The 12,903-nt window shown below is 55.4% G+C and carries 15 protein-coding genes; 12 read left to right on the top strand and 3 right to left on the bottom strand.

Annotation, left to right across the window (positions count from 1 at the left end):
• Position 1 precedes the first annotated feature (1 nt).
• The 9 genes from HBA55_RS24935 (at position 2) to HBA55_RS24975 (ending at position 9,708) form a co-directional block, all read left to right on the top strand.
• Positions 2-1,294, top strand: a complete 1,293-nt coding sequence (locus HBA55_RS24935; RefSeq protein ID WP_166997020.1) for a BatD family protein — start codon at positions 2-4, stop codon at positions 1,292-1,294.
• A 170-nt stretch (positions 1,295-1,464) separates the two neighbouring features.
• Positions 1,465-3,765 (top strand): tetratricopeptide repeat protein, encoded by a 2,301-nt coding sequence (locus HBA55_RS24940; RefSeq protein WP_166997022.1) that lies wholly within the window; start codon positions 1,465-1,467, stop codon positions 3,763-3,765.
• Positions 3,766-3,793: 28 nt separating this feature from the next.
• A complete protein-coding gene (locus HBA55_RS24945) occupies positions 3,794-4,438 on the top strand; it encodes an NUDIX domain-containing protein (RefSeq protein ID WP_166997024.1) in 645 nt (214 codons plus the stop codon).
• 168 nt (positions 4,439-4,606) lie between these two features.
• Positions 4,607-5,077 (top strand): DUF1249 domain-containing protein, encoded by a 471-nt coding sequence (locus HBA55_RS24950; protein WP_240946274.1) that lies wholly within the window; start codon positions 4,607-4,609, stop codon positions 5,075-5,077.
• Positions 5,078-5,275: 198 nt separating this feature from the next.
• On the top strand, positions 5,276-6,088 hold the full coding sequence (gene cpdA, locus HBA55_RS24955; protein ID WP_338109455.1) for a 3',5'-cyclic-AMP phosphodiesterase: 813 nt from the start codon (positions 5,276-5,278) through the stop codon (positions 6,086-6,088).
• A 32-nt stretch (positions 6,089-6,120) separates the two neighbouring features.
• Positions 6,121-6,699, top strand: coding sequence for a YqiA/YcfP family alpha/beta fold hydrolase (locus HBA55_RS24960; protein WP_166997026.1), 579 nt, complete (start codon positions 6,121-6,123; stop codon positions 6,697-6,699).
• Positions 6,700-6,800: 101 nt separating this feature from the next.
• On the top strand, positions 6,801-8,690 hold the full coding sequence (parE, locus tag HBA55_RS24965) for a DNA topoisomerase IV subunit B (protein ID WP_166997028.1): 1,890 nt from the start codon (positions 6,801-6,803) through the stop codon (positions 8,688-8,690).
• Between the two features lie 146 nt (positions 8,691-8,836).
• A complete protein-coding gene (locus HBA55_RS24970) occupies positions 8,837-9,280 on the top strand; it encodes an OsmC family protein (RefSeq protein WP_166997030.1) in 444 nt (147 codons plus the stop codon).
• A 35-nt stretch (positions 9,281-9,315) separates the two neighbouring features.
• The gene (locus HBA55_RS24975) at positions 9,316-9,708 is read left to right on the top strand and encodes a VOC family protein (protein ID WP_166997032.1); all 393 of its coding nucleotides are present in this window, start codon (positions 9,316-9,318) and stop codon (positions 9,706-9,708) included.
• A gap of 138 nt (positions 9,709-9,846) precedes the next feature.
• On the opposite strand, the gene HBA55_RS24980 is transcribed toward HBA55_RS24975, so the two are convergent.
• Positions 9,847-10,242, bottom strand: a complete 396-nt coding sequence (locus HBA55_RS24980) for a hypothetical protein (RefSeq protein WP_166997034.1) — start codon at positions 10,240-10,242, stop codon at positions 9,847-9,849.
• Positions 10,243-10,380: 138 nt separating this feature from the next.
• Between HBA55_RS24980 and HBA55_RS24985 the strand changes: the two genes are divergently transcribed.
• The 3 genes from HBA55_RS24985 to HBA55_RS24995 all read left to right on the top strand — a co-directional run bounded on the left by HBA55_RS24985 (position 10,381) and on the right by HBA55_RS24995 (position 11,772).
• A complete protein-coding gene (locus HBA55_RS24985; RefSeq protein ID WP_166997036.1) occupies positions 10,381-10,560 on the top strand; it encodes a hypothetical protein in 180 nt (59 codons plus the stop codon).
• Positions 10,561-10,657: 97 nt separating this feature from the next.
• A complete protein-coding gene (locus tag HBA55_RS24990; RefSeq protein WP_166997244.1) occupies positions 10,658-11,305 on the top strand; it encodes an MBL fold metallo-hydrolase in 648 nt (215 codons plus the stop codon).
• Between the two features lie 26 nt (positions 11,306-11,331).
• A complete protein-coding gene (locus HBA55_RS24995) occupies positions 11,332-11,772 on the top strand; it encodes a YtoQ family protein (protein WP_166997038.1) in 441 nt (146 codons plus the stop codon).
• On the opposite strand, the gene HBA55_RS25000 is transcribed toward HBA55_RS24995, so the two are convergent.
• A complete protein-coding gene (locus HBA55_RS25000) occupies positions 11,773-12,462 on the bottom strand; it encodes a helix-turn-helix transcriptional regulator (protein ID WP_166997040.1) in 690 nt (229 codons plus the stop codon). It abuts the gene before it with no gap.
• A 54-nt stretch (positions 12,463-12,516) separates the two neighbouring features.
• Positions 12,517-12,849, bottom strand: a complete 333-nt coding sequence (locus HBA55_RS25005) for a hypothetical protein (protein ID WP_166997042.1) — start codon at positions 12,847-12,849, stop codon at positions 12,517-12,519.
• Positions 12,850-12,903: the final 54 nt, after the last annotated feature.

Genomic DNA, 12,903 nt, shown 5'->3' on the forward strand with positions numbered 1-12,903 from the left:
GATGTCGATTTTTCTGATTTGCGGTTGCGAGTGGGCATTGGCGGCCAGCACTGCAGAACCGAGGGTGCGAACCCAATGGATTGACGCAGAGGGCTATGCCACCGGTGAGCACTGGCAACCCCATGTGGGGGAACCGGTGGTTCTGGCGGTGGATGTCTTGACGCAGACCTGGTTCAGCCGTGCCCCGCGTTTTCCCGGACTGCAATTGCGCGATGTAATCAGTCTGCAGAGCTCTTCTTTTGCCACCAATTTCTCCGAGCGTGTTAACGGGGTTATGTATGCGGTACAGCGACGGGAATATCTATTGTACCCACAGCGTTCCGGTCAGTTTGTCATTCCCGGGCTTGAACTTGAGGTGTGGGTGGCGGGAGAAGACGGGCCATCCATGCATAAGCTTCGTTCGTTGCCGATGTTATTGCAGGTTTTGCCATTACCATTGGTTGGCAAGTCGTCTCCGGCCCCGCCTTTTGTGGCTGACGAAGTCTCTGTTTCGCAGCAGTTGCAGGGCGCGCAAGGTGAAACCTGGCGGCTTGGTGACTTGGTGCAGCGCCGTGTGGTCATTGCCGCTGAGGGTACGCCGGGGATGCTGATACCTGCGTTGTCTATGTCACAGGCTGATGGTGTTCAATCAGCGTTGGTAGAGGTTCGCATTGACGATCAGAATGATCGCGGTCAACTTATCGGCAAGCGCACGGAGGTTTATCAATATCAGCTCCTGCGCGAGGGCGTACAACAGTTGCCTGAATTAACCTTGACGTGGTGGAATCGCCGGCAACGGGATTGGGAGACCGCTCAGGTGCCCTCGCTTCAACTCCAGGTCCTGCCAGCAGTTCTTGCCGCATCTGAAGCGGTGGGCACCGGCATAGAGTTTGGTTGGCTGAGACCCATACTGCTCTTGGGAGCGCTGGTACTGATGGCACTGAGCGCCCTATTGTGGCTGGTATTGCAGCTTGCCCGGGTGGGGCGACGGCTTTGGTTAAAGCGGAAGGCATCAGAACCTTACCATTATTGGATACTGCGCCTCGCGCTGAGAAAGCGCAATCCTCAAGCGATCATAACCCGTTACTACGCCTGGGTTCGCTGTTGCGAGGCCGAAGACGTGCAGACCCAACAATGGTTGCAAGACTGGGCAGAAGTGTGCGCTGCTGTTGACGACAGTCGCTTGCTGCAGAAACAAATCGCCGTACGGTTGGCAAGAGAACTGGATGCGCGCAGATTGCGATTGGCCGGAGTCGAACAAAAGTCGAAGTCCGAAAAACGGTCTGACTACCTGAAGCCGCTCAATCCCGCTTGACCCACTACCCTGGTTTCAATTACGCCGGTTTCTATAGTGATCCTGGTGTGGGCGTCGCGAACTTGAGTAAATCCACCATCGAACCTGGCCTTTGAGGCATAATGGCGGATGTGGACATATACCACCCTATCACTCATTTTGCGGGACCCCAGTTAACAGTGAAGTTGTTATTGCCCTCTCAACCAATCGCCGCCTTTTTGTGGTTGCTTGCAGGCCTGTGTCTGTCAAGTCAACTGTTTGCAGCCGCGCCTGCCTTCGTCGGTAATAGCAGCTGCAAAGGCTGTCACGATAGCGAATACCAGCTGTGGAAGGGCTCTCATCACGACTGGGCCATGCAGCCGGCCTCGGATAACACCGTATTGGGGGACTTTAACGATGTGAGCTTTGAGCACTACGGTGAGATGACCCGTCTGCATCGGGACGGGGATCGTTTTCTGGTGACCACCAACAATGCTCAGGGTGAGCCCCAAACGTTTGAAGTCGCCTACACGTTTGGTTTTTATCCTTTGCAGCAATATCTTTTGCCGGTTGGTGACGGTCGGCTGCAGGCTCTGAGTGTCAGCTGGGACTCGCGGCCCAAGGCTGAAGGCGGGCAGCGCTGGTTTCACCTTTTTCCGCATGAGGCGATACCTTTCGATGATCCGCTGCATTGGACCGGCAGTTACTTTACCTGGAACAGTCGCTGTGCTGAGTGCCACTCCACCAATCTGGAGCGCAATTACAATGCTGCCTCCAACAGCTACGAGACTCGTTGGTCGGAGATTAATGTAAGCTGCGAGGCCTGCCACGGTCCCGCCAGCGAACATCTAAAGCTTGCTCAAAACGGGCAACTGGCGGAGAACAGCACGGGGTTCAGTCGCACCTTGGAGCCCGTGGGTAACTGGCTATATCAACAGGGCCTGACCACGGCCATAAACCCGCAGGCAACGCAGTTGCAGCAACAATTGCAACAGCAACATCCCCAGCTGTCGGTATGCGGCAGTTGCCACGCCCGCCGCTCACTGATGGCCGATCAGGATGAGGACGGCGAATTCCATCAGAAACACAATTTGCAGCTGTTACAGGCGCCGCTCTATCACGCCGATGGTCAGATACTCGATGAAGTTTATGTTCTAGGCTCATTTCTGCAGAGCAAGATGCACCAGCAGGGGGTGGTGTGCAGCAACTGCCACGAGCCCCACAGCCTTGAATTGAGAGCGCCGGGCAATGGCGTTTGTGCCCAATGCCATAGCCCGCAGCGGTTTGACACACCGGATCATCACCATCACCCAGTCGGTTCGGACGGCGCCAGCTGTGCCAATTGCCACATGCCGGAAACCACCTACATGGTGGTGGATCCCCGTCGCGATCACAGCCTCCGAATACCCAGGCCAGATCTCAGCGTCCGCTACGGCACGCCCAACGCCTGCACTCAATGTCATAATGACAAGCCTGCTGAGTGGGCGGCCGATGCGGTTGGCCACTGGTTGAAAGACACCAAGGGATCAGACAAAAGCACCAGCGCCTGGCACTTCAGTGACGATCTTGTGCCGGCCCTCAGTGGCAGCGCCGATGCGCAGTCTCGACTGATGAAACTGGCGATGTCCAATAGCATACCGGCCCTGGTGCAAGCTTCCGCGGTTGATGCTCTGAGTGGATACCTGGATCAACGCAGTCTGCTGGTGGCACAAACCCAACTAAACCATAGCGATGCGATGGTGCGCACGGCTGCCATTGGACTACTGGCTGCTCTGCCACCAGAGCAGCGCTGGCAGGAACTAAAACCGCTATTAAGCGACTCCAGCAAGCAAGTGCGGCTGGAATTGGCGCGTCAGCTTCTGGATATCGACACGGCCATACTCAGCGAGAATGACAAGAGGCAGCATCAGCTGCTGCTGCAGGAATATTGGCAGGTGCTGCAGATGCACCTGGATACGCCCAACGGACAGATGAATCTCGGTCTATACCAAATGGCCACGGGCCATCCCGAAAAGGCCAGAGCCGCCTATGAACAGGCACTGGCCTTCAATGACAGTCATCTCGGTGCCTACTTGAATCTGGCTGACTGGTACCGACAGCAAAAAGATGAAACGGCGGCAGAGCAGACCTTGGTAGCAGGGCTGAAGCGGCTGCCGGAGGTGGCAGCGTTGCACCATTCCCTGGGGTTACTTCAGGTGCGACAACAAAATTATCCTGCCGCCCGCGAATCACTTGGCAAGGCGGCACAGCTGGAACCTGAAAACGCTCATTACGGTTATCTCTATGGGCTGATTCTGCAGCGTTTGCAGCAACCGACGGAGGCTTTGGTGCAGTGGCAACAGGCTTTGAAGTACCAGCCCAATCACCGCAATCTGCTGTTGTCACTCTTGAATCTCACCCAGACTCAGGGACAATGGACGCTGGCGCGGGATTATGCCCAGCGGTTGGCAGAGCTGGAGCCGGACAACCCACAGTGGCGACAGGTTTTGCAGCGCATGCCGCCATCCCGCTAGATTCGACAAAGAGTTTACACAGTCTGATATGCACGACACTCAGGATTTTCTCAGGCCAGCTTTCGGCCGCGACGATTTGGAAATGCTGGAGCGCGAACAGCTGCACCAGGGTTTCTTTAGAATGGAACGCCTCCACTACCGCCACCGTTGCTACCAGGGCGGCTGGAGTGGCAGGGTGAGCCGCGAGGTGCTTTACCGGGGGGAGGCCGTTGGAGCCGTTCTCTATGATCCGCAGCGGGATCTGATAGGGCTGGTGGAGCAGGCGCGTCCGGGAGCGCTGGATGACCCCAATGGGCCCTGGTGTTTGGAGGTGGTTGCCGGCATGATCGAGGCTGGCGAGGAGCGCGACGATGTGATGCGGCGCGAGATGCAGGAGGAGACCGGCCTGCAACCCCAGTCGCTGGAGTACATATGCCAGTATTTGGCCAGCCCTGGCGGATGCGATGAACGACTCCACGTTTACTGTGCTTTGGTGGATCTAGAAGGCAAAGACGGTATTGTCAGTGGGCTGGATCACGAGGGCGAGGATATTCGCCTGTTGGTGATGCCCGCTTCGGCGGTGTTTGAGCATCTTTATGGCGGTCGTTTCAACAATGCGGCCACATTGATTGCTCTGCAATGGCTGCAGATGAATCGCCCGCGGTTGTGTCAGGCGACAACTGCCCCAGCTTAAACGATGTGAGTCGGCTTCGAGGGCGTAATCAGCCTGACAATGGGCTAGACTTTGCAGAAGCCCGGGTTTGAAGGGGCTTTGGCCCGTATCACCTCGGTGATAAATTTCAATGAGCAAAGTGCCAAACCGAGACGCGGTTAACAGATTTTTTGGTGTCACGAGATCAGAATGAATACGGACAGAAATCACAGCAAAACGGCAGACCAGAGGCGCTATAAGGTGAATCTGGTGGAGCAGATGGCTTGTTGCGAAGCCAACTACGCCCGGCTGTTGAAACTGATGCCAAAACTGGATGAACGGGATAACTGGCAATATCAGGTGCAATCTGGTGGCTCGGCCTGGGATATACGCTTGAAGGTGACGGAGCGTGCCCGTTACACCACCATGTTGGAAGTGAGCCAGAGCGATGCACTGGAAAAGTGGGGCAGCTCGCCAAAGTTAGAGGTGAGGCTCTACCATGATGCCCGTATGGCCGAGGTCATCGCCTGGCGCGAGCACCAGCGGGTCAAACCCAGATATGATTATCCGAATCGCAACATGTACCAGAAGGACGAGAAGGCCCAGTTCAATCAGTTTCTGAGCGACTGGCTGATTCATAGCCTCGCCAATGGTCAGGTGCGGGAATTGGCGGAGTTCTGATTTCTGCCGATTGGCCCCAACGGACTGGTTTAAGTCGTTAGGGGGGTTCTGTTAAGCTGGTATTACAGGACTTTAAAAGGCAATCAGGCTATATTTAGCCCTGTTTTGGAATTGGCCCTGATTAGGATCTGGTCCCGGTTGGATCTGGCCCAGAGGGCGCAAACGGATGTAGTGACGGCGGCAAGACGGATTTTTACAGTGCAGAGCATTAACTCAGAAAAAGCCTCTCAGCCATTGCGGTTGATCCAGATAACGGATTGTCACCTGGGCCCTCGCCCCGGGGAGCAGTTATTGGGTATGGATACCGATGAGAGCCTGCTGGATGTGCTGTCGAGGCTCAAGCAGCGAGAGCAGAAGGCTGACTATGTGATTGCTACCGGGGATATCACCAGTAACGCCCATATAGATGCCTACGAGCGCTTTCTGGGCTATATGCAACAATACTATCCTTTGCCCCTGGCCTGGCTCTCCGGTAACCACGATCTCGATACCGTCATGCGCCGCTTTCCCTCTGACCGCGTTCAACGGGAGTACATTGAACTGGAACACTGGCAGCTGATCCTGCTCGATTCCAGTGTTCCCGGCCACGAACATGGCGATATTACCCCCGAAGAACTGCAAAGGCTGGAAGACTGTCTGCAAGGCTGCGCCAAACCGGCACTGGTGTTTGTGCATCATCAGCCGGTGCCAGTGGGTTGTACCTGGATTGATCAATATGTGATTCGCAGCTCGGAGGCCCTGTTGGAAATCATCGATCGCCACGATCAGGTAAAGGGCCTGGTTTGGGGGCATGTGCATCAGGCATTTGAGGGGCTCAGAGGCGAAGTGCCACTGTGGGCGACCCCTTCCACCTGCATTCAGTTCAAACCCAGGATGGTCGACTTCGCCCTGGACGACACTATGCCGGGCTATCGCTGGTTTGATTTGTACCCGGATGGCCGGATTGAAACCGGCGTTGAGAGAATCGCGGAAAAAGCCTACGGCATCGACTTTGCTTCTTCGGGTTATTAAACTTCAGGCCTTTACGTGCTGACAGGTTAATCATGCCCACTCTGCTATATATTCACGGCTTTCTCAGTTCCCCTCAGTCGCACAAGGCGCTGCTGACAGAACAGTGGCTGCCCGCTCATCACCCTGAAATCCGTTACCTGTGCCCCTACCTAAGCCCCTATCCCCTGGAGACAGAGCGCCAGCTCAGAGAGATAATGGCAGAGCTTGATGGCGAGCAGGTGGGGCTGATAGGCAGCTCATTGGGGGGATTCTGGTCCACCTGGCTGGTGGAAAATTATGACAACTGCCGAGCTGTGTTGATCAATCCCTCGGTGCGCCCGTTCGCGCTGGTTGACCGTGTCGCCGGGGAGCCCCAACGCAACTACCACAACGATGATGTCTACGTTATGACCGCGGAGCATGGTGAGCAGTTTCGTCGGGTTTATCCACAGCAACTCAAGCACCTGGATCGCTACTACTTACTAGCGCAAACCGGAGATGAGACGCTGGATTATCGCCATGCCGCAGAGCGTTTTGCCGGCTGCCGCCAGACCATTGAAGAAGGCGGTGATCATGGATTTCAGGGCTACCAATCGCACCTGCCGGATATCATTGAGTTTCTCTTCTCCTGATTCCCCGCTCATGGGGTGCCCGCGGGGCGTTTATTGTGTTACAACAGGCGCCTCGTTCAATAATAAGCACGTTTTACCAGGTTGTATAAAAGATAGTCAGTATGGCGAACTATACCGCAGAAGATATTGAAGTACTCACGGGCCTGGACCCGGTCAAAAAGCGTCCCGGTATGTATACCGAGACCACCCGCCCCAACCACCTGGCTCAGGAAGTGATCGACAACAGTGTCGATGAAGCCCTGGCGGGCCACGCCAGAAACATTGAGGTGGTCTTGCACAAGGATCAGTCACTGACCTGTAGCGATGACGGCCGGGGTATGCCGGTGGATATTCATCCCGAACAGGGACGGCCAGGCGTAGAGGTTATCCTGTCCACACTGCACGCAGGGGGAAAATTCTCTAACGATAATTACCAGTTTTCAGGCGGTTTGCACGGTGTCGGCGTGTCTGTGGTGAATGCACTGTCCAAGGCCTTGGAGGTAACTATCCGCCGGGATGGCAAGGTGCATCGCATCGGCTTTCGGGACGGCGACAAAGCCAGTGACCTGCAGGTGATTGATAGCTGCGGCAAACGCACTACCGGTACCAGCGTTCGTTTTCTGCCCGACCCGCAGTACTTTGACTCTCATAAGTTTTCCGTTTCCCGGTTGCGGCATGTGCTGCGAGCCAAGGCCGTGTTGTGCCCCGGTTTAAAGGTTGTATTTCGCGATGAGCTCAGCGGCGAAACTGACGAGTGGTACTACGAGGATGGTCTTAAGGATTATCTTAGCGCGGCCACCAATGGGTGGGAAAGTCTGCCTGCCACCCCGTTTATCGGATCCTTTGCCGGTGAAACCGAGGCGGCTGATTGGGCGGTTCAATGGCTGCCGGAAGGTGGTGAGCTAACCCAGGAAAGTTACGTAAACCTGATCCCCACAGCGCAGGGTGGTACTCACGTTAACGGATTGCGTACCGGATTGTTGGAGGCCTTGCGCGAGTATTGCGAATTCCGCAATCTGTTGCCCCGAGGCGTCAAACTGGCACCGGACGATATTTGGGCCAACTGTTGTTATGTGCTGTCGTCCAAACTGGCCGATCCGCAATTCTCCGGTCAAACCAAAGAGCGCCTGTCTTCCCGCGAAGCGGCAGCATTTGTCTCGGGCGTGGCCAAGGACGCTTTCAGCTTGTGGCTCAATCAGCACACGGAAGAGGGCGACAAGCTGGCTGAGTTCTGCATCAGCAACGCCCAAAAGCGGGTTCGCTCCAGCAAAAAAGTCGCCCGTAAAAAAGTCACCCAAGGGCCCGCACTGCCGGGTAAATTGGCCGACTGTTCGTCGGGCGAACCGGAGCGCGGTGAACTGTTCCTGGTGGAAGGGGACTCTGCGGGCGGGTCGGCCAAACAGGCTCGCGATCGTGAATTCCAGGCAATCCTGCCGTTGCGCGGTAAGATTCTCAACAGCTGGGAAGTGGAGAGTGGTGAGGTGCTCAGTTCTCAGGAAATTCACGATATTTCGGTTGCTCTGGGGGTGGACCCCGGAAGTGATAATCTGGAAAACCTGCGTTATCACAAAATCTGTATTCTGGCGGATGCGGATTCGGATGGCCTGCATATTGCCACGCTGATTTGTGCACTGTTTGTTCGTCATTTCCGTCCCATGGTGATGGCCGGCCATGTGTACGTGGCCATGCCGCCGCTTTATCGAATTGATGTCGGCAAAGAAGTTTTTTACGCGCTTGATGAGGCAGAAAAAGAAGGCGTACTTGACCGTATCAAAGCGGAGAAGAAAAAGGGTAAGGTGGGTGTGCAACGCTTTAAGGGTTTGGGTGAAATGAATCCTATGCAGTTGCGCGAAACCACTATGGATCCGGACACCCGCCGCCTGGTGCAGCTGCAGGTGGAGCCAGGTGATGACACCAACCAGATTCTGGATATGCTGCTGGGTAAAAAGCGCGCGGCGGATCGCAAGACCTGGTTGGAAGAAAAGGGTAACCTGGCGGATACCGGCGTCTGATCAACAACCTTCACCTAGCGTTTGGGGTAGTCGATCTAAAACAATCGAATCAACTTTGTTGATTCAAATCAGCAGGGCATGGGTACCGGGGTGTTTTAATCTGGAAGTATTATCCAGTGTAAGACAACGCCCCGGGGAGAAGCGCTATGGAACCCATGCCACATCACTATCAAGTCTCTTTTTCCGCCACACCGGAGAGCGGCCCCATAGGCGGCACCGGTGACCTGCCGAAGATAGAATTGGCGCCCCCGGTCCAATTCGATGGTCCGGGCAATCAGTGGTCGCCGGAGGAGTTGCTGATGGCATCACTCTCCAGCTGTCTGATTCTCTCCTTTAAAGCCATCGCCCGTACCTCCAGTCTGGCTTGGGTCAACATCGAATGCCGAACCCGTGGCACTCTCGATAGGGTGGATGGGTTGAACCGATTTACCGAGATTCTCTCCGAGGTGGTTCTGACCATCCCTGATACTGCCCAGCCAGAAAAGGCTCGCCGATTGGTTGAAAAGGCCGAACAGACCTGCTTTATTGCCAACAGTCTGAATGGAGACAAACGCCTCAGTTGTGAACTGCACGTACTGAACGCACTCTGAGGCGCGCAAGTGCATTTCAGTTCAAGGAGTTTGGGATGAATCTCAACCAAGTCACATTGCCGGTTACCGATATGCGGCGCGCCGTCGAGTTTTATCGGCACCTCGGTTTCACGTTGATCGTCGACACCCCTCATTATGCGCGGTTTGAATGCCCGGACGGGGGCGCGGCTACCTTTTCACTGTCTCTGAGTGAAGCGTCGTTCAACAGCGGTACGGTCATTTACTTCGAGGAAGAGCATCTTGATGACTGGGTTGACCGATTGGTTGCAAAGGGCGTCGAGTTTGAGCAGATGCCGAAGGATATGAGTTATTTGTGGCGTGAAGCGGTGCTTAAGGATCCAGACGGCAACAAGATCAAACTCTATTGGGCGGGGGAGAATCGCCGTTTTCCTCCCTGGCGGGTAGTCGACACCAGCGCCCCTCAATAGCCTTATGGCGTCCACGCTTGAGACATCCAGTGGCCATTCTTTGTGGCGCTGCTGCCTCTGCCTCAGGCCGGGGTAGCGATTGGTATGGCATTGGCACGGGCAACGTCAATTCACTGAAGCCGTGCCATAGGGTGTGTTTTATTTGCCAAAATCGCCAAGTGCATCCTTGGCCTTGTCCATTTGTGATTCCACTTCGCTTTCCGTGGCTTCCACGGCATCGCCAATTTCGCTTTTGGCGCGCTCGCTCAATTCCTCAGCGGCGTCCCCGGCGTCTGCGGCCATCTCCTGGGCTTGGTCAACGGCTTTGGATGCTGCTGCTTCAGCCTGACTTCTGGCATCTGCGGCCATGGCCTTGGCCTTGTCTGTGGCGTCTTGCACCATGTTTTGAGCATTATCCCGTGTCTGCTCTAGCATGGATTTGGCTTCATCAGTGCCGCTGGAGGCGCTGGAAGAGGTGTTCTCTTGCTCCTGACTGCAACCGGCCAGGGCGGTGCTGAGGATAAGCACGGCAGATAGGGTTATCATGGGTTTCATTGGCTTGCTTTCCTTGTTCCATATTGATATTTCTGCAGTGTAGCCAACGACCTCGTGAGGCAACAGTAGCGAGCGGGGTGAAAACGTAAAAGCTATGTTAAATGCGGGTTGGCTGTTGACCGGCAACGAGGTGAAACCATGACGTTATTATGGATATTGGGTGGTCTGTTTCTGGCGCTGATGATTGCAGTGCCGTTGCTGGAGCGCTTTGGCAAGCCTCATGCAGAGGAGGAAGTCAGTTCTCTCAGCCGCTGGATACTGCCTCTGTGTATGTTGCTGGCGGTGGTACAGCTGATCATGTATATGATGCGAGGTTAGTACTCCTTAAAAGAGTACTACCACTTTGGCGTACACCCGTACGCCTGTGGTATCCTTCTCGCCGTTTTTTGCCCAGAAGCCAGCGCGAGACAACTCCATGAAGTTCCAGGTGATTCCCGTAACCCCCTACCAGCAAAACTGCACCCTGTTGTGGTGTGAAGCCACCAATAAGGCCGCAGTGGTGGATCCCGGTGGGGATTTGGAGCGCATTGAGCAGGCCATTGCAGAGCATGGCGTGGAGCTGGAGAAGATCCTGGTGACACACGCTCACCTGGATCACGTGGGCGGCGTGGCGGAGCTGGCCAAGCGACTGGGGCTGCCGATTGAGGGGCCGCACCGAGAGGATCAGTTCTGGATCGATATGCTGCCTCAGCAGGCACAGATGATGAACTTTCCACCCACCGACGTATTTGAACCAACCCGCTGGCTGCAGGGGGGCGATACGGTGACTGTCGGTGAAGAGGTGTTGGAGGTGCGTCACTGTCCCGGCCATACTCCGGGTCATGTGATTCTCTTTCATCGCCCCAGCCAGGTGGCCATGGTCGGTGATGTCTTGTTCCAGGGCTCGATAGGTCGCACGGACTTTCCAAAGGGTGACTACGACACTCTGATCAAGTCGATTCGGCGTGAGCTCTGGCCATTGGGGGATGATGTCCAGTTTATTCCGGGGCACGGGCCAACCTCCACATTTGGGCAGGAGCGCAAGACCAATCCGTTTGTCGCGGACCACAGCCTCAAGCAGTAATTTAATTGTTAACGGGAGTATCGAGTATGAGCTGGAACGTTTATCTTTCCGGAGAGATCCACACAGACTGGCGTGACCAGATTGAGCAGGGTTGTCGTGAGGCCGGGCTGGATGTCAGCTTTTCTTCCGCAGTCACTGATCACGATGCTTCGGATGCGGCCGGTGATCATCTGATGCCCAATGACAATGGTTTCTGGCGCGATCACCAGTCTTCCAAGGTTAATCTGATTCGCACCAAAACCATGATCGAAAAAGCCGATCTGGTGGTGGTGCGCTTTGGTGACAAATACAAGCAGTGGAATGCGGCATTTGATGCGGGTTATTGCGCGGCGCTGGGCAAGCCCTATGTGACTTTGCATGATGAAGCTATTATTCACCCTCTCAAAGAGGTGGATGCACAAGCCATGGCGTGGGCGAAAACACCTGCGCAGGTGGTGGAGATTCTGAAGTACGTGATTACCGCCTGATTATTGGTCCGGGCAGACCATCGACATGTAGTGCTGCAGGCTGCGGTCGGCCCGGTTTTCGAATGTTTCTTCCAGCGTCTCTAGTGTGTTGATCCGATCCAGGCGAAACATGCGGTAGTCGTTGCGCTCTTCGCACCAGGCCACCAGGGTCCAGGTGCGTCCCCAATAGAACAGGCCCAGTGGCCACAGTGTCCGGCTGGAGTGTTCGCCGTCTTCGCGGGTGTAGTCGATACGCAGTTTGTTCTGGTGTTTGATGGAGGCCCGTATGTCGGCGCTGAAGGGTGCGCTTTGCTGTTGGTAAATATCAGGTACTTGCAGCCACTCTTCTCTGGAGGTATGCAGGTGGTGAAGCCGGTCTGGCAGTACTGCGCGGATTTTGTTGAGTACGCTGTCGGCGGCGCTGCCGAGGGCCTCGTCACTCCAGGCCTGCACCATTCTGACTCCGAGTAGCAGCGCTTCGAGTTCTTGTTCGTCGAACATCAGGGGCGGCAGGCTGAAGCCGGGTTTGAGCCGGTAGCCGACACCGGCTTCGCCTTCGATGGGTACGCCAGACAGGGTCAGGGTTTGCATATCCCGATAGATGGTGCGCTCTGACACGTTCATCAGTTGTGCCAGGGATTCAGCGGTGATGGCGCGGCGGCGGCTGCGCAGTAGCGTCATGAGTTGGAAGAGTCGTTCGGCTTTCTGCATGGTTGTGTTTCCTTGTCCGCCACCGCTTTTTCGTTTAATACAGTAGAGTAATAATTACATGGCTGCTTCTTCGCAGTTGCCGGTCATGGCTTCTGTGGCGACTTCCATGTGTTGCATGTTGACGCTTTCCATGTCGGTCAGCGCGATGAGGCTCTGGCCGGCGGGGCTTTTCATAAAAGCATCGCCGGCGGCTTTGGCGCATTCCATATTTTGCCAAAAGACGAGGTCGTACCACAGTCCATTTTTTCCCTGACTGAGTGAGCGGTAGTAGAAACCGTCTTGTGCCTTGAGGAAGTTGTTGACCTGGTCGTGGGTGGCGTTGAGGTCTGTTTCGGTAACGCCGTCTTTGAGGCGGTAGGAGACCATTTCTACGGTTGTCTTTTCCATGCTTGTGTTCCTTGTGTCGGGTTGTGTTGAGGAGTGTTGTCCGGACTTGGGTAA

The organism is Pseudomaricurvus alkylphenolicus (assembly GCF_011683955.1).
Classification (GTDB): domain Bacteria; phylum Pseudomonadota; class Gammaproteobacteria; order Pseudomonadales; family Cellvibrionaceae; genus Pseudomaricurvus; species Pseudomaricurvus alkylphenolicus.